Genomic DNA, 15,367 nt, shown 5'->3' on the forward strand with positions numbered 1-15,367 from the left:
GACCACGCCGTGCCCGTACAGCGGAAGAACATCTTCATACTCGGCCTGGACGAGGCGAATCTGCCGACTCTGGAATCCGTCCCCGAATCCGACACGTACCGCTTCCATCCCCTGCTGAGCATCAGCGAGCTGCAGGAGGGCGAGGTCTCGGTGGCCGATCTGATGAACCGTGCCCGCGAGATCCTGGACGCGCACGAGGGCAGCATCGACGCGATCGTCGGCTACTGGGACTTCCCCGTGAGCACGCTCGTGCCGATGCTCGGCAGCGAATACGGCACGCGCACCACGAGCCTTGAGTCCGTCGTCAAATGTGAGCACAAGTACTGGAGCCGGCTGGAACAGCAGAAGGTGATCGACGAATACCCGAGCTTCGGCGTGGTGGATCTGGACAGCGCGGATCCTCAGCCGCCCGAAGGCGTGGGCTTCCCCATGTGGCTCAAGCCTGCCCTCGCGTACTCGTCGGAACTGGCTTACGGCGTCTCGGACATGACGGAGTTCCGCACGGCCGTGAACAAGATCCGTGAGGGCATCGACCGGGTCGGAAGGCCGTTCAACGAGGTACTGGAGCTCCTGGAACTTCCGCCGGAGATGGCGGGAGTGGGAGGCCAGGTCTGTCTGGCCGAGGAAGCGATGACCGGCATTCAGGTGGCGGTCGAGGGATATGTGAACGACGGGGAGGTGACCGTCTACGGAGTACTCGACTCGATCAACTACTCCGGTTCCTCCTGCTTCCTGCGTCACCAGTACCCGAGCGCTCTGCCGCCCTCGGTGATCCAGAAACTGCACGAGGTGAGCGAGCGGACCATGCGGCAGATAGGCATGGACTCCGCCACCTTCAGCATCGAGTACTTCTACGACCCCAAGACCGGTGACGTCAGCCTGCTGGAGATCAATCCTCGGCACTCCCAGTCACACGCGGAGTTGTTCGACTATGTCGACGGCGCCCCCAACCATCACCGGATGATCAGCCTCGCACTCGGAAACGACCCCGCCCTCCCCGGCGGGCAGGGCCCGTACGGCGTGGCCGCCAAGTGGTACTACAGGTGGTTCGGGGAGGGGACGGTGCACCAGGTGCCCACCCCTGACGAGCTCGCGGCGATCGAGCGGGAGATACCCGGGGTGCGGATAGACGTCGTGCCCGCAGAGGGGCAGAAGCTCTCCTCCGTGTCCCAGCAGGACAGCTACAGCTACGAGATCGCCCACATCTTCACCGGGGCGGACGACGAGGAGGGCCTGCGACGCAAGTTCGACCAGTGCATCGCAGCCCTCGGCCTCACCTTTGACCACACCGCACCGGGCGGCCGTGACGAGAAGACGTCCTGAAGAGGCCCCGAGCGGAAAGGAGCACATCATCGGTATGCGATACGTCGACCAGCTTCCCCAAGCGGTCGAGCGGGAGGACCACGTCACCATCAGGATGTCGGACGGGGTCCGGCTGTCAGCGAGGATCTGGCGTCCGGTCACCTCCGGCCGGGAGCCGGTACCGGCGATCCTGGAGGCCATTCCGTACCGGAAGAACGATCTGACCTCCACTCGCGACGCGATCCACCACCCCTACATCGCCGGGCACGGCTATGCCTGCGTACGCGTCGACCTGCGGGGCACGGGCGAATCGGAGGGCGTCCTGCTGGACGAGTACCTGGAACGGGAGCAGTGCGACATCGAGGAGGTGCTCGCCTGGCTCGCCGAGCGGCCCTGGTGCGACGGAACCACGGGAATGATGGGCATCTCCTGGGGCGCGTTCGCCGCACTCCAGGTCGCCGCCCGGCAGCCGCCGAGTCTGGGCGCCATCGTCATCGCGTCCTTCACGGACGACAGGTACGCGGACGACATGCACTATCTCGGCGGTGCGATGCTGTCCGACAACCTGGCCGAGGCCGGGACCATGTTCGCCTACGCCACCTGCCCTCCCGATCCCGCCGTGGTCGGTGAGCGCTGGCGGGACATGTGGCACGAACGGCTGGCATCCGCGCACCCCTGGGTCCTGGAATGGCTGCGCCACCAGCACCGCGACGACTACTGGCGCCATGCCTCGCTCAATGAGAACTATGAGGCCCTGCGTTGCCCCGTGCTGGCCTCCAGCGGCTGGGCGGACGGGTACTCCAATGCCGTCACCCGGCTGCTGAGCCGTGTCCAGGTGCCCCGCAAGGGCCTGATCGGGCCCTGGTCGCACAAGATGCCGCACCTCGGCGAGCCGGGACCGGCCATCGGCTATCTGCAGGAGGTGGTCCGGTGGTGGGACCACTGGCTCAAGGGCGTCGACAACGGTGTGATGGACGGCCCCATGATCCGCGCCTGGATGCAGGAGAGTGTGCCGCCGTCCACCTCCTACGAGGAGCGGCCGGGCCGCTGGGTGGGGGAGCCGAGCTGGCCCTCGCCGCACATCCAGGAGGTGCCGCACCCCCTGCGCGACCGCGCCATCGTGCGCGCCGGCGCGGAACCCGCGTCATCGGAGGAAGACGAATCCGCGGGCCGGGTCCACACGGTGCAGTCGCCGCTCTCGGTCGGGCAGTTCGCGGGGAAGTGGGCCTCGTACAACGCCCCACCGGATCTGCCGTACGACCAACGAGAGGAGGACGGCGGCTCTCTCGTCTTCGACACCGAGCCGCTGACCGAACGCGTGGAGATCCTCGGCGCGCCCGCCGTGGAACTCCTGGTGTCCTCGCCCAAGGAGACGGCACAGATCACTGTCCGGCTCTCCGACGTGGCGGCCGACGGCCGGGCGACCAGGGTGACCTACGGTGTGCTCAACCTCGCGCACCGGGCGGGCGACAGCCCGGAACCGCTGGAACCGGGCCGGGCGTACCGGGTGCGCATTCCCCTCAACGGGGTCGCTCAGGTCTTCCCGGCCGGGCATCGCATCCGGCTCTCGCTCTCCACCTCGTACTGGCCGCTGGTCTGGCCGGCGCCCGAACCCGCTCTCCTGAGCGTCCACGAGAACGGCAGTTCCCTCACGCTGCCGATCCGGCCCACCGACACCCCGGACGATGGGACCTTGCAGCCCTTCGGTGAGCCCGAGGGCTGCACACCGGCGGAGGTGACCCAGCTGACCGAGCCCGAACAGGCCTGGACCGTGTCGAGGAATCTGGTCGACTACCACTCCTCGCTCGACATCATCAAGGACCGCGGACTTCAGCGGTACGAGGAGAACGGGATCGAGGTCGGGCTGCGAGCCGTCGAGAAGTACACGTCCGTCGCGGACGACTTCGATTCGGTGAGCGGCGAGTCCGCCTGGACGATGCGGTTCAGGCGTCCCGCATGGGACATCCGGGTGGAGACGCGCACCATCCTGACATCGGACGAGAACGCATTCCACGTCGATGCCACGCTGGACGGCTACGAGGACGGCCGCAGGGTCTTCTCCCGCACCTGGAACGAGAGCGTTCCGAGGACGAACGTCTGAGTCGCGACGTTCCCGGCCGCTGTAGGCGCCGGTTGCCGGAGGGCCGCCGAGTGGGGGGCGGCCCGGCGTCGAGGACGGGTCATCGGCCGGACCCGGGCCGCAACTGACGGCTGGTCACCCGGTGCGGCTCTGCGGTGCGTCGTCGCCCAGCCTGTCGAGGTGGGCGATCACCGGAGGCGCGGAGGCGCCGTGGAGGAGGACCGACACCAGGATGGTGAAGACCACCACTGACCACATCTCGTTCTGGTACGCGCCGAAGTCGCCCTTGCCGCAGGCGTAGGCGAGATAGAAGAGGGATCCGATTCCGCGGATCCCGAAGAACGCGGTGACCAGGCGCTCCTTCCGGCCGCCCCGCCCGCCGGACTGTGCGAACCACCCCGACACCGGTCGTATCAGCAGATGGAGGAGCAGACCCACGACGGCGCCCCGCCAGGTGAGGTGGCGCAGGGCACCCGTGGCCACGAAGGCGCCCACTCCGAAGAGCAGGACGGCCATCAGCAGCCTTTCGATCTGGTCGGTGAACTCGTGCAGGACCTTGTGATAGCCGTGGCCGTGCTCGAACCTGCGCACGGTGCAGGCAGTCACGAACACGGCGAGAAAGCCGTAACCGTGCAGGGACTCGGTGATGCCGTAGGAGGCGAACGTCGCTCCCAGCGCCACAAAGCCTCCGCCGTTCTCGGAGAGCCGGAAGGACCGCGTGTCGGAGCGGAAGACCATCCGCCCGAGCAGCAGGCCGGCACCCACGCCGACTGCCAGGCCCACGCCGATCCTGAGGAGAACGTCGCTCAGGACCCAGTGCGAGATCCAGTTGGTGGACCAGCCGTCGCCGGCCGCCGCCAGCGCGACGGCGGCCAGAACGAAGGGGAAGGCGAGCCCGTCGTTGAGGCCGGCCTCGCTCGTCAGCGCGAAGCGCACCTCGTCCTCGTCGTACTCGGCGTCCGTCGGTTCGCCGACCCTCACCTCGGAGGCGAGTACCGGGTCCGTCGGCGCCAGCACGGCCGCCACCAGAAGGGCGACGGACAGCGGCCAGTCGAGCAGCCACCAGGCCGCGAGCGCGGTGGCACCGATCGTCAGGGGCATGGCCAGTCCGAGCAGCCGCCATGTAGTGGACCACTGCCGCCACCCGAAGGGACGGTTGATGGCCAGCCCCGCGCCCATCAGCGAAGTGATGACGCACAGCTCGGTGAGATGCTCCACCCAGATCCGGTCCGTGACGGGGTCCACCGTGGGAAGAGGCAGAGGAAGCAAGTACGTGGCCGTACCCGCTGCGAGGAACACCATCGGAACGGAGACCGGCAGGCGGAAAAGCAGTCGGGGCAGCACCGCGGCGAGCAGGACGCCGATGCCGAGACACGCGTAGACCGCACCGGTGGTGGTTATCACGTCCGGCCGCTCCTTTCGGTTGGCCGCACGTGAGGCCGACGGAACGAATTCCGTCGGAGCGGGAACCTCGCGATTATCGGGGCGGTCAAGGAATAAGTGTCCCGCTTCAATGGCATGACCCCGGGCGTGGGGTGAAGGCTGAGGTGGAGGAAAGCAGACCGTAATAGACGTCGATACTTTGGTGAAGTGCGGGTTCCCGCTACGGAGCCGGCCGGTGCCGTCGGTACGCGTACTCCAGGGCCGTTGTACGCGCACGCCAGGGCCGGCCAGAATCTGCTGGCCGGCCCTGGCTTGAGGGTGGTGCCGCGGGGTCAGCGGCGGCGGTAGCTGTCGTAGTAGCCGCCGACCTGCTCGTGATATCCGGCGTCACCGACGTGCTTGTCCTTGTCGAACTCGGGGGAGTCCTTGATCTGGTCCTTCGTCAGTTCGACGAATATCTTGCGCTCGGCCTGGTCGACGGTGCGTACCGTACCGGCGGGCAGCATGACGTGCTTGCCGAAGATCCAGACACCTGTATCGACCACGATGTACGAGGAGTTGACGTCGTCCGAGTGCTTGTCGACCTTGCCGATGCTTCCGTCGGTGGCCTCGACCTTGTAACCGATGAGGTCAGTGCCCGCCGTGTGGCCCGCGGTCGGCTGATAGCCCCAGATGTTGTCACTCATAAAACTGCTCCCTCATTGAGATTCTTCGCTGCTCCACCGTCAAGACCGTGGAGTCGGCCGGCGTCTCTGAAATAGCCGGTGACGCGCTCTCAGAAGTTCGGGTGCCCTGCATCCTGGACCCCACACACATATGTTGCGGATGTTTTGTTGCGTCGATTTCACGGGACCGCAATGCCATGAATCCGGGCCGCGACGACGGTGCGTCGCGGCCCGGATTCATGGCACCCGCTGCTTCCTCGGGGGCTACGTACCCTGCCCGAGGAGACCGGGCGTCACGCCGTCCCCGTCGAGCGGCCCAGCAGGGCGTTGATGTCGAAGGTCTGGTCCGGCGGCGGGGTGGAGGTGGGCACCGGCTTGTCGAAGGCGGAGAAGTCCACGGTCGCGTCCGCCCCGTCGCCCTGGAGGGTGAGCCGCAGCGGGTACGGCTTGCCGGTGGCCGTCACGTACAGGACCAGCGTCCTGTCGTCCCGCGTCCTGGTCAGCGGTACGACCGATGTCGTGCCGAGCGTGGTCTTCGTGCCCTTGTTGAGCGTGCCGGCCTCGTTGTCCGCGTTGTCGCTGACCAGCTTCTGGAAGGTGTCCAGATCGCAGGCCTTCGTCAGCGGGAGCAGCCGGGAGTCGGTGGCCGAGGCCCTCATGTAGCGGCCGTTCAGGATCGCGGCGAAGGCCTGCCCGCCGTCGGGGACCTGGTTCTTCCAGAAGTCCGCGTCGGGTTTGACCCAGACATCGTTGCCGCGCTTGACGATCTGTACCGAGCCCTGGCTGTTGCCGAGGTCCACCGAGCCGTCGCAGTTGCCGCTCCGGTCCAGGGTGAGGTCCAGGGACATCGCCGTACTGCCCCTGCCGAGGTCTCCGCGGACGCTCAGGTGCATGGAATGGGCGTCGAGCAGGGCGTCGCGGGCGCGGTCCGCGATCTGCTGGGCGGTGAGGGTGTCGATGTCGTCCGCGTGTGCCACGCCGCCGCCGACGAGGCCGCCGCCGGTGACGGAGAGCACGATCGCCGCGGTCCATGCGGCCGGGCGTGTGCCGAGGTGTGGACCGGTCACGTCGCCTCCTCGAAGGGTGATGGCGGGGCTGCGCGGGGTTGAGGTCCGCGGTCCGGTCTTTCGAGCGTACGCCGGGGCAGGGACGGCCGCCCGACGGAGAAAACGGCGCCCGGACGGGTACCCGGCGTGACGTCCCGGGCCGATTCCGGTTATGCGGGTGAGGGGCGGCCGCGAGGGCGGCCGGTTCGTCACGACCGAGAGGAAACCATGAGGAAGACCATGCGGAATCTGTCCGTGACCATGCTGCGGAGCATCGCCGTCGCGGGCCTGACCGCGGCGCTCGCGGCCTCCACCGGACTGGCCACGACCGCCACGGCGGCGGCCCCGGCGGCGACGCCCCCCGGGCTGTCCTGCGAGACGGGCAAGCACGCCATCGACGACTACACCGGCTACGCGCTGTGCCGGAACAACGGCGGCGCGACGCAGACCTTCTGGGTACACCTGGTCTGCGGCTGGTCCCCGGACGTGGACGGCGAACACGTCACGCTCAACCCGGGCCAGTCCGGTCAGTCGACCGCGCACTGCGCCGGGCTCGGCACCGGAATCGGTGAGATCACGGTGCAGCCGTAGTTTCGTAGCTCCGGAGCCGCTGTGGGGGCCGTGGGGTCGGCGCGGGCCGGCTCCACACCCCTTGTCCGGGATCCGGCGGCCGCACCGTGGCTCCCGCAAGCCGTACCCGACACTCCCCGCCGAACGGTTGAGCGGACCGCGCCGACTCGTTACCCTCCAGTAGCGACCGGGCGGACAGGTGCGCGCACCTGACGGCACGAGGGAGGCGGGCAGCACATGTCCTCAGCGGAGTCCATCGAGACGGACGCGGCGGCCCCGGCCGGGCTGTCCGACAGCGCGCGGGCCCTGGCGGACGGGAGCACCACCGCCACCCGGCTGGTCTCCGAGGCACTCGCCCGGATCGAGGCGAGCCAGGGCACCCTGAACGCCTTCCGGCACCTGCGCGCGGAGGCCGCACTCGCCGAGGCGGCCGAGGCCGACCGCCGGCTGGCGGCCGGGGAGCGGCTGCCGCTCCTCGGAGTGCCCGTCGCGGTCAAGGACGACACCGATGTCGCCGGGATGCCCACCTACTTCGGCTGCGCGGGGGAGCTGCCCGCCGCCACCGCCGACAGCGAGGCCGTACGCAGACTGCGCGCCGCCGGGGCCGTGATCGTCGGGAAGACCAACTCCTGCGAACTGGGCCAGTGGCCGTTCACCGAGGGGCCGGCCTTCGGCGTCACCCGCAACCCCTGGAACACCGACCACACCCCCGGCGGCTCCTCCGGAGGATCCGCGGCCGCCGTCGCCGCCGGTCTGGTGCCCGCCGCGCTCGGCTCCGACGGCGCCGGGTCCGTCCGCATCCCGGCCGCCTGGACCCACCTCGTCGGCATCAAACCCCAGCGCGGCCGGATCTCGGTCCACCCCCACAGCGACGCCTTCCAGGGCCTCACCGTCAACGGGCCGCTGGCCAGGACCGTCGCGGACGCCGCCCTCCTCCTGGACGCCGTCGCGGGGGCGCACCCCGACGACCCGCACCGCCCGCCGCCCGTCGAGGCCCGCGCCGCCGCCCGCCGCGACCCGGGCCGGCTGCGCATCGCCGTTGCCTGGCGGCCGCCGCTCACCCTGACCAGGACCGCGCCCCACCCCGAGGTACGGCGCGCCGTCGCCGCCCTCGCGGAGACCCTGGCCGCGCTCGGCCACCACGTCGAGGAGGCCCGCCCCCGCTATGGGCTGATCGGCCTCGGCTTCGTGCCCCGCGCCACGGCGGGGATCGCGGAACTCGCCGCACTGCACCCCGAACCCGCGCTCCTGGACGCGCGCACCCGCAGCGCCCTGCGCACCGGCACCCGGCTCGGCGGCCGGGTGGTGCGGGCGGCCAGGGAGCGCGAACTGCGCCAGCACCGCCGGATCGGGGCACTGTTCCACCCCACGCGAGGTCGGGCAGGATCGGGATTCGACGTGCTGCTCACCCCGACCACCGCCCTCCCGCCGCCCCGCATCGGCAGCTTCGACGGGCTGAGCGCCTGGCGCACCGACGTGGCGATCACGGAGGCCTGCCCGTACGCCTGGCCCTGGAACGTACTGGGCTGGCCGGGGATCAGCGTCCCCGCAGGGTTCACCTCCGACGGCCTCCCGGTCGGCGCCCAGCTGCTCGGCCCCTCCCGCAGCGAGGAACGGCTGATCTCGCTGGCCGCCCAGCTGGAGGCCGACCGGCGCTGGTACGAACACCGCCCGCCGGCCCTGCCGTAGCTCCGGCGGCCTTCACACGGGCTGGGTGGTCAGGGTGGCCTCGACGCGTCCGACGGCGCGGATCGCGCCGAACGCGATCAGATGGACCAGGCAGTGATCGGTGAACGGCGGAACCAGCCAGGCCGCCACGTCCTCGTCCGTGATCCGGTAAGGGGCGCGCGCCGCGAGCAGCGCCAGCCTGGCACCCGGCCGCTCCGCCCGGTCCGGCAGCACCGCTCCGTGCGGCGGCAGCGGGGACACCCCGTCCCAGGCCGCCACCGATTCCCGGACGAACGCGGCGTCCTCCTCGCTGAGCAGCCCGGCACCCAGCTCCGCCGCGGTGCGCAGCGCGCCGAACGCGGTGCCGATGGCGGTGCCGGCCGCCCAGGACGGCGCCTCGCCCTCGGTTTCGAGCAGGGGCAGGCTCAGCCCCGTCGCCAGCTCCTGGCGCACGGTCCTGGCCAGGGTGCGGCCGGCCGCGCTCCGTACGGCACGGAGCCTCTGCAGACCGAACGGCAGCATGCTCTCGGTCAGCAGCGAGGAGACGACACGGTTGATGAAGTGGAAGGACAGTGCGGTCCCGATGTGTTCGGGCGCGTCGGTCGAAGGGAACGGCTGCGGTGTACTCATGTCCTTTCCCCAGGACAGGAGTTGACGGTGGGCCGGGTCCTGTGGCTGTTCGTCGCGGGCGATCGTCTCGGCCAGCCGGTGGTCACCGGTGGCGTGCAGCAGCACGGTGTGCGCGTCCACGCAGAACGGGCAGCGGTTGGCCAGCGACACTCCGGCCGCCACCACCTCCTTGTCAGTCCGGGACACCCGTCCGGCCAGCAAGGACTCGCGCACCAGCGCCCAGGCACCGGTCAGCAGTGGAGGGGAGGCGGCCAGTACGACGAAGGCGGAGGCACGCTCGATGCCGAAGTCCTTGGCCATCTGGGCGTACACATCGGCGACCACTCCGGTGGCCGACTCGGGCGGGGCGGGTGAGGTGTAGCGAAAAGGTCCGGTCATGGCACCGATGCTCACCCGCGGACCCGCCCCCGGTCGTCGTACCGCCGAAGGCCGTTCCCGCTGCTCCGGCCCGACGCCGGCCGGCCCCGCACTACTGCCCAGGGAGTAGTCCCGGGCCGGTCCTCGCGGGCGATGCCGCCGTCGGCGTACGGGAGTTAGGGTGCGGCACATGAAGGGCGAAACGGGGGAGAGCGGCCGGCGTGCGCTGCTGCTGGACGCGGCCCTGGCGGTCGCGATCGGGGCGGCGGTCCTCGGCGCGGCCTCGGTCGCGTCGGCGCCCGGCGCCCTCGATCTGCTGCTCGTCGCGACCGGTGCGCTGGCACTGGCCGGGCACCGCCGGGCGCCCCGCACGGTACTCGTCGTCACGACGCTCGCCATGTCCGGCTACGTGCTCCACGCGCATCCGGGCAGCTGGGCGGCGTTCCCCGTGCTGGCCGCGGTGCACGCCGCCGCCCGCAGCGGACACCGCCTCTGGGGAGTCGCGGCGGGCGCCCTCTTCCTCGCCGGCTACTTCACCGTCATGACGGCCGCCGCACCCGCCGCAGAGGGCACCGTGGAGCGCACCCTGCTGCTGCTCGGCTGGTTCCTGTGCGCCGGGGTCACCGGGCTCATCGACAAGAACTGGCAGGCCTACCTGCGCCAGACGGAGCAGCGCGCACTCGACGCCGAACGCGGCCGCGACGAGATCGCGCTGCGCCGGGCGGGGGAGGAGCGGCTGCGGATCGCCCGCGAACTGCACGACTCCCTCACCCACTCCATCTCGATCGTCAAGCTCCAGGCGGGAGTCGCCGTCCACCTCGCGCGCAAACGCGGCGCCGAGGTGGAGCCCGCCCTCCTCGCCATCCAGGAGGCGAGTGGCGAGGCGATGCGCGAGCTGCGCGCCACGCTGGAGGTGCTGCGCACGGACGTGGTCGAGCCCGGCACCGGCCTCGACCGGATCGGTGAGCTGGCCGAGCGCGCCCGCAGCGCGGGCATCGTCCTCGCGGTCACCGTCAGCGGCGACGAGCGCCCGCTGCCGGTGGACGTGGACCGGACCGCCTACCGCATCGTGCAGGAGGCCCTCACCAACGTGGCCCGGCACGCCGGCCGTGCCCGTACCACCGTCGAACTCGGTTACGGGGAACGGTCCCTGACCGTGCGCGTCGAGGACAACGGGCCCTGTGCCCCGGGTGACGCGGTCACCGCCGGCACCGGCCTCACCGGCATGCGTGAACGCGTCACGGCCCTCGGCGGCACGCTGGACGCCGCGCCGAGGCGGGCCGGCGGCTTCTCCGTACGCGCCGAACTACCGCTGCGTACCGCGCGGACCACCGCATGAGCGAGGACACCGGCGGCCCGTTGCGGGTACTGATCGTCGACGACCAGGCCCTGATGCGGGCTGGATTCCGGGCCCTGCTCGACGCGGAGGACGGCATCGAGGTGGTCGGTGAGGCCGCGGACGGCCGCGCGGGCCTGGAACTGGCCCGGCTGCACACCCCCGACATCGCGCTCGTCGATGTGCAGATGCCGGTGATGACCGGGATCGAGGCGACCCGGGCCATCGCCGCGGACCCGCTGCTGAACGGGGTACGCGTCGTGATCCTGACCAACTACGGCCTGGACGAGTACGTGTTCGAGGCGCTGCGTGCCGGGGCGGCGGGCTTCCTGCTCAAGGACACCGAGCCGGCCGAGCTGCTCCGGGCCATCCGCGTCGCGGCGAGCGGCGACGCGCTGCTGTCGCCCGCCATCACCCGCAGACTGATCGGCGCGTTCGTCGCCCGGCCCCCCGACCGGTCCACCGCCCCCGGATTCGAGACCCTGACCCGCCGGGAACGCGAGGTGAGCGCCCTCGCGGCCCGCGGGCTGACGAACGAGGAGATCGCCGCGCACATGGTGATCAGCCCCTTCACGGCCAAGACGCACATCAGCCGCGCCATGGTCAAGCTGGGCGCCCGGGACCGCGCCCAACTCGTCGTGTTCGTCTACGAGTCGGGTCTCGTCACCCCCGGCGGACCGGGGCGCGGTCCGTCTCCGTCCTGACCGGAACGACAGGCCCTACGGCACCCGGGCGGTCCACTCGGCCGTGCCGAACTTGGTGCGGACGAGCTCCTCCGCCCGGTCCTGCTCGTCCTGGCTCACGGTGCCGGTGGTGAGCCCGTGGCGGGTGCGGAACGACTCGATCATGTTGTCGATGACGGCACCGCGGGGGAGCCCGGTCTGCCGACGGAGGGGGTCGACGCGCTTCTTGGCGCTCTTGGTGCCCTTGTCGGACATCTTCTCGCGGCCGATCCGCAGGACGTCGAGCATCTTGTCGGCGTCGATGTCGTAGGACATCGTCACGTGGTGCAGCACCGCACCCGGTCCGCCGTCGTGGCCCACGACGCGCTTCTGCGCCGCCCCGGCGATCTTCCCGACCTCGGTCGCGATGTCGTTCAGCGGCTGGTACCAGGCCTTGATGCCCATGTCGCCGAGGGCTTCGAGCACCCAGTCGTCGAGGTAGGCGTAGCTGTCGGCGAAGGAGAGCCCGGAGACCAGGGCGTCGGGGACGGAGAGGGAGTAGGTGATGGTGTTGCCCGGCTCCACGAACATCGCCCCGCCGCCCGAGACCCGGCGCACGACGCTCACCCCGTGCCGGGCGGCGGCCTCGGCGTCGACCTCGTTGCGCAGCGACTGGAAGCTGCCGATGATCACGGCGGGCGAGTCCCACTCCCAGACCCGGAGCGTCGGCGGACGCCGTCCGGCCGCGACCTCCGCGGTGATGACCTCGTCGAGGGCCATGTGCAGGGCGGGGGACTGCGGCTGCTCGTGGATGAGCTGCCAGTCGTAGTCGCTCCACTCGGTGGCGTGGGCCAGTGCCCGGCGTACGGCGACGGCGATGCCCTCGGAGGTGAGGCCGAACATCACGGTCGAGGCGGGGAGCGCCGCGTCGATCCTGGCGGTCAGGTCCGCGGTGCCGGTGTTGGCCGGGGCCCCCTCCAGCGCCGTGTCGATGGCGAGGATCGCCTCGTCCGGTTCCAGGAAGAAGTCCCCGGCCACCCGTACGTCGCGCAGGGCGCCGCCCTCGACGTCCAGGTCCACCACGACGAGCTTGCCGCCGGGCACCTTGTACTCTCCATGCACGGCTTCTGTCCTTTCCCGTGCGCGGCAGGGGATAGACGCGCACATACCTCTCATCGCACTCTAATACCTGCTCGTGACGAGTGGCTGCGGAGCCTCGGAGCGACGGTTCGGACCGCAGTATCAGCTCCGGCACTGCCTGATACCCCGCGATCTTCGCCGGTCACCCGGACGGAGTCCCCCGGCGGGTCGCCTTGTCACTGGGACGACTTTCCACGTCTCTACCGCCGCCGCGTCCCGCGCATCATCCGCCCTCTTGTCGCCGGTCAGTTCCACGTCTCCGAGGAGCTGATCGCCACCCGCCTGGTCGAGGCGGGCCGGAGCACCTGGGAGGCGCCCCTGGCCGACGCTCTTCGCAACGTCTGGACCGCGTGGTGGCAGGCCACATTGCACACCTACCCCAGCCCGGTGTCGATCAGGGACACCCTCGCCGTGATCACCGTCGCCACCGACAGCCTGCGCCCCTGGCTGGACACCTGGACCGTCACCCGGACCCCGGCCGCCGACACGCACTTGGCGGACCTGATGGACGACGTGCTGTGCGAGTACGAGATCACCGACCTGAGCCTGGGGTTCTACAGCGAGTACCACGCCACCGCGGAGCTGGTGGATTGGCTCCTCACGGATGTGCGCGACCGTGTCACTGACTCCGTCTCGACGACCCGGATTTCATTCACCACCTCCAGCAGCTGATCAGCGCTCCAACTGGCGTCCCAACCGACGCGATTCACAACGACGACTTCTGAGCTCTTGGGGTCGGTGTCGGCCGGTCGGTGAGTGTGACTCCGGTGACGGCGAGGTTCCGGCTCGTCTCGGATCCTTGGTCGGGTGTCTGTGTAGGGGCTCGCGTATCACCGCGACCCCCTACAGCAGGACGCCGCCGGACACTTCGAGGCGCTGGGCGGTGACCCATCGCAGGTCCTCGGAGGCGAGGGCGGCGATGGCGTCGCCGATCTCCTGTGGTTCGCCGACGCGGCCGAGCGCGGTCTGCGCGCTCAGGCCCTCGCGCATCTGTGCGTCGTCCCGCATGGCGCCGCCGTTGAAGTCGGTGGCGGTCGGCCCCGGCGCGATGGCGTTGACGCGGATCTTGCGCGCCCCCAGCTCCACGGCCAAGGTCCGGCTCAGGACCTCGACCGCCGCCTTGGAGGCCGAGTAGACCGAGGTGCCGGCGCTGGTGTGGCGGCTGAGGGAGGAGGAGACGTTGATGATCCGCCCCCCGTCGGCCAGCACGGGCACGAGCGCCTGGATGAGGAAGAACGTGCCGCGCACGTTGGTGTCCATCACCGCGTCGTAGTCGTCGACCGTGACCGCTTCCAGCGGTCCGAACAGCCCGATCCCTGCATTGTTGACCAGGACGTCCAGCCGGGTCGCGTCCCAGCGCTCCAGTTGCGCGGCCAGGTGGGAGACGAAGGCGGGAAAGGCGGCGACGTCGCTGATGTCCAGCCGCAGTGCGGCGGCTGTGGCGCCGGTTTCCTGGATGCTTCTTACCGTCTCCTCGGCCTCCTGCGCGTCGCCGCGGTGGGTGACGATGACGCGCAGCCCGTGCCGGGCCAGCGCCTGGGCCGTGGCCCGGCCCAGCCCGCGATTGCCGCCGGTCACCAATGCGATCCTGCCTGACTCCATGAGTGCTTCTCCTTGCGGGAACGGAACGGAACGACGCCGGCGGGGAGGGTTCCCGCCGACCAGATGCGAGTCATCCGACTCGCCTCCTTGTCCACGTAAGCATCTGCATAGTGGCGAGTCAAGTGACTCGCCTCGTGATGGGGCATACTGGGCCCATGACCGCAGGACTCTCCGCGCACCATCAACGACTCGCTCAGCGCAAGCGCGAGGCGATCACCGCAGCGGCCACGAAGCTGTTCCTGGAGCGGGGCTACGACGGGACCTCACTGGCGAAGATCGCGCAGGAAGCGGTCGTCTCGAAGTCCACGCTGTTCAAGCAGTTCCCCACCAAGGCCGCGCTCTTCGAGGCCATCGTCACCGAGTACTGGAAGGGCGGGCCGGACCCGGCGGCGCCCGCGACGCAGCCCGGGGACCTGCGCGCCGGCCTGAGCGCGATCGGCCGCCAGTACGCCGAGCTGATCGGCCGGCCCGCGATGGCGGCCCTCTTCCGGATCGTCATCGCCGAACTGCCGCGCTTCCCGGAATTGGGACGGGCTCAGTTCGAGCTGGGCAAGCTGCCCTACTTCATCTCCGTCCAGCACTACCTGGACGCCGAGCACGCCGCGGGCACCGCGGTGGTGCCCGACGCGGAGAGCGCCACCAACCAGTTCCTCGGAATGATCGCCAACTACGTCCTGTGGCCGCGGATGCTGCTCGCCGACTGGAGCCCCGCACCTGCCGACGTCGACCGCGCCGTCGAGGAGGCGGTCACGACGATGCTCGCCCGCTACGCCCGCGGCGCCGGCGACCCGCAGCACTCCTGAGGGCTCCGACGCCGCCGCGGGACACCGTGGCGCGGGCCAGGAGCGTGGGTCAGTCATGGCTTAGCTGGAGCGCGGGGTCTGGCTGCTGGTCATGAATCCGGCCATGACCAGCTGTATGACCGC

General features: G+C 70.3%; 14 protein-coding genes. 8 read left to right on the forward strand and 6 right to left on the reverse strand.

All coding sequences use genetic code 11. From position 1 onward, the window contains the following. Positions 1 to 9: 9 nt before the first annotated feature. Both OG892_RS33485 and OG892_RS33490 read left to right on the forward strand, forming a co-directional pair. Entirely contained in the window at positions 10 to 1,323 is a 1,314-nt protein-coding gene (locus OG892_RS33485) for an acetyl-CoA carboxylase biotin carboxylase subunit family protein (RefSeq protein WP_371631042.1), read from the forward strand. Between the two features lie 34 nt (positions 1,324 to 1,357). Continuing rightward, entirely contained in the window at positions 1,358 to 3,403 is a 2,046-nt protein-coding gene (locus OG892_RS33490; protein WP_371631043.1) for a CocE/NonD family hydrolase, read from the forward strand. Between the two features lie 114 nt (positions 3,404 to 3,517). Here OG892_RS33490 and OG892_RS33495 read toward each other — a convergent pair whose 3' ends face one another. The 3 genes from OG892_RS33495 to OG892_RS33505 all read right to left on the reverse strand — a co-directional run bounded on the left by OG892_RS33495 (position 3,518) and on the right by OG892_RS33505 (position 6,497). After that, positions 3,518 to 4,783 carry a sodium:proton antiporter gene (locus OG892_RS33495; RefSeq protein ID WP_073735228.1) on the reverse strand — a complete coding sequence of 422 codons (1,266 nt, stop codon included), beginning with the start codon at positions 4,781 to 4,783 and terminating at the stop codon, positions 3,518 to 3,520. 314 nt (positions 4,784 to 5,097) lie between these two features. Next, on the reverse strand, positions 5,098 to 5,451 hold the full coding sequence (locus OG892_RS33500; protein ID WP_328864766.1) for a PRC-barrel domain-containing protein: 354 nt from the start codon (positions 5,449 to 5,451) through the stop codon (positions 5,098 to 5,100). Positions 5,452 to 5,723: 272 nt separating this feature from the next. Further along, on the reverse strand, positions 5,724 to 6,497 hold the full coding sequence (locus tag OG892_RS33505) for a hypothetical protein (RefSeq protein ID WP_073735156.1): 774 nt from the start codon (positions 6,495 to 6,497) through the stop codon (positions 5,724 to 5,726). Positions 6,498 to 6,704: 207 nt separating this feature from the next. Between OG892_RS33505 and OG892_RS33510 the strand changes: the two genes are divergently transcribed. Together OG892_RS33510 and OG892_RS33515 are read left to right on the forward strand one after the other, a co-directional pair. Beyond that, on the forward strand, positions 6,705 to 7,067 hold the full coding sequence (locus OG892_RS33510) for a hypothetical protein (protein WP_371631044.1): 363 nt from the start codon (positions 6,705 to 6,707) through the stop codon (positions 7,065 to 7,067). A gap of 216 nt (positions 7,068 to 7,283) precedes the next feature. Beyond that, complete coding sequence (locus OG892_RS33515) at positions 7,284 to 8,735, forward strand: amidase (protein WP_073735158.1); 1,452 nt, start codon at positions 7,284 to 7,286, stop codon at positions 8,733 to 8,735. A gap of 12 nt (positions 8,736 to 8,747) precedes the next feature. On the opposite strand, the gene OG892_RS33520 is transcribed toward OG892_RS33515, so the two are convergent. After that, positions 8,748 to 9,722, reverse strand: coding sequence for a carboxymuconolactone decarboxylase family protein (locus OG892_RS33520; protein ID WP_371631045.1), 975 nt, complete (start codon positions 9,720 to 9,722; stop codon positions 8,748 to 8,750). A gap of 169 nt (positions 9,723 to 9,891) precedes the next feature. On the opposite strand from OG892_RS33520, the gene OG892_RS33525 reads away from it, so the two are divergent. Together OG892_RS33525 and OG892_RS33530 are read left to right on the forward strand one after the other, a co-directional pair. Beyond that, the gene (locus tag OG892_RS33525) at positions 9,892 to 11,040 is read left to right on the forward strand and encodes a sensor histidine kinase (RefSeq protein WP_371631046.1); all 1,149 of its coding nucleotides are present in this window, start codon (positions 9,892 to 9,894) and stop codon (positions 11,038 to 11,040) included. Continuing rightward, positions 11,037 to 11,741, forward strand: coding sequence for a response regulator transcription factor (locus tag OG892_RS33530; RefSeq protein WP_328864764.1), 705 nt, complete (start codon positions 11,037 to 11,039; stop codon positions 11,739 to 11,741). Before OG892_RS33525 ends, OG892_RS33530 begins: the two co-directional genes overlap by 4 nt. A 15-nt stretch (positions 11,742 to 11,756) precedes the next feature. Here the strand turns inward: OG892_RS33530 and OG892_RS33535 are convergent, their stop codons facing one another. Continuing rightward, positions 11,757 to 12,821, reverse strand: a complete 1,065-nt coding sequence (locus OG892_RS33535) for a biotin/lipoate A/B protein ligase family protein (RefSeq protein WP_328864763.1) — start codon at positions 12,819 to 12,821, stop codon at positions 11,757 to 11,759. Between the two features lie 405 nt (positions 12,822 to 13,226). On the opposite strand from OG892_RS33535, the gene OG892_RS33540 reads away from it, so the two are divergent. Continuing rightward, positions 13,227 to 13,511: a hypothetical protein gene (locus OG892_RS33540; RefSeq protein WP_371631047.1), complete on the forward strand. Its 285-nt coding sequence runs from the start codon at positions 13,227 to 13,229 to the stop codon at positions 13,509 to 13,511. Between the two features lie 171 nt (positions 13,512 to 13,682). Here the strand turns inward: OG892_RS33540 and OG892_RS33545 are convergent, their stop codons facing one another. After that, positions 13,683 to 14,441: an SDR family NAD(P)-dependent oxidoreductase gene (locus OG892_RS33545; RefSeq protein ID WP_371631048.1), complete on the reverse strand. Its 759-nt coding sequence runs from the start codon at positions 14,439 to 14,441 to the stop codon at positions 13,683 to 13,685. Between the two features lie 155 nt (positions 14,442 to 14,596). Between OG892_RS33545 and OG892_RS33550 the strand changes: the two genes are divergently transcribed. Continuing rightward, positions 14,597 to 15,244, forward strand: coding sequence for a TetR/AcrR family transcriptional regulator (locus OG892_RS33550; protein ID WP_371631049.1), 648 nt, complete (start codon positions 14,597 to 14,599; stop codon positions 15,242 to 15,244). The last annotated feature ends 123 nt before the right edge of the window (positions 15,245 to 15,367 follow it).

It is taken from the genome of Streptomyces sp. NBC_00341, assembly GCF_041435055.1.
Taxonomy (GTDB): Bacteria; Actinomycetota; Actinomycetes; order Streptomycetales; family Streptomycetaceae; genus Streptomyces.

Bases quoted from the DNA above. Each gene is read 5' to 3' on its own strand.
- OG892_RS33490 (WP_371631043.1), top strand. From the start codon at position 1,358: ATGCGATACGTCGACCAGCTTCCCCAAGCGGTCGAGCGGGAGGACCAC.
- OG892_RS33500 (WP_328864766.1), bottom strand. From the start codon at position 5,451: ATGAGTGACAACATCTGGGGCTATCAGCCGACCGCGGGCCACACGGCG.
- OG892_RS33510 (WP_371631044.1), top strand. From the start codon at position 6,705: ATGAGGAAGACCATGCGGAATCTGTCCGTGACCATGCTGCGGAGCATC.
- OG892_RS33515 (WP_073735158.1), top strand. From the start codon at position 7,284: ATGTCCTCAGCGGAGTCCATCGAGACGGACGCGGCGGCCCCGGCCGGG.
- OG892_RS33520 (WP_371631045.1), bottom strand. From the start codon at position 9,722: ATGACCGGACCTTTTCGCTACACCTCACCCGCCCCGCCCGAGTCGGCC.
- OG892_RS33525 (WP_371631046.1), top strand. From the start codon at position 9,892: ATGAAGGGCGAAACGGGGGAGAGCGGCCGGCGTGCGCTGCTGCTGGAC.
- OG892_RS33530 (WP_328864764.1), top strand. From the start codon at position 11,037: ATGAGCGAGGACACCGGCGGCCCGTTGCGGGTACTGATCGTCGACGAC.
- OG892_RS33545 (WP_371631048.1), bottom strand. From the start codon at position 14,441: ATGGAGTCAGGCAGGATCGCATTGGTGACCGGCGGCAATCGCGGGCTG.
- OG892_RS33550 (WP_371631049.1), top strand. From the start codon at position 14,597: ATGACCGCAGGACTCTCCGCGCACCATCAACGACTCGCTCAGCGCAAG.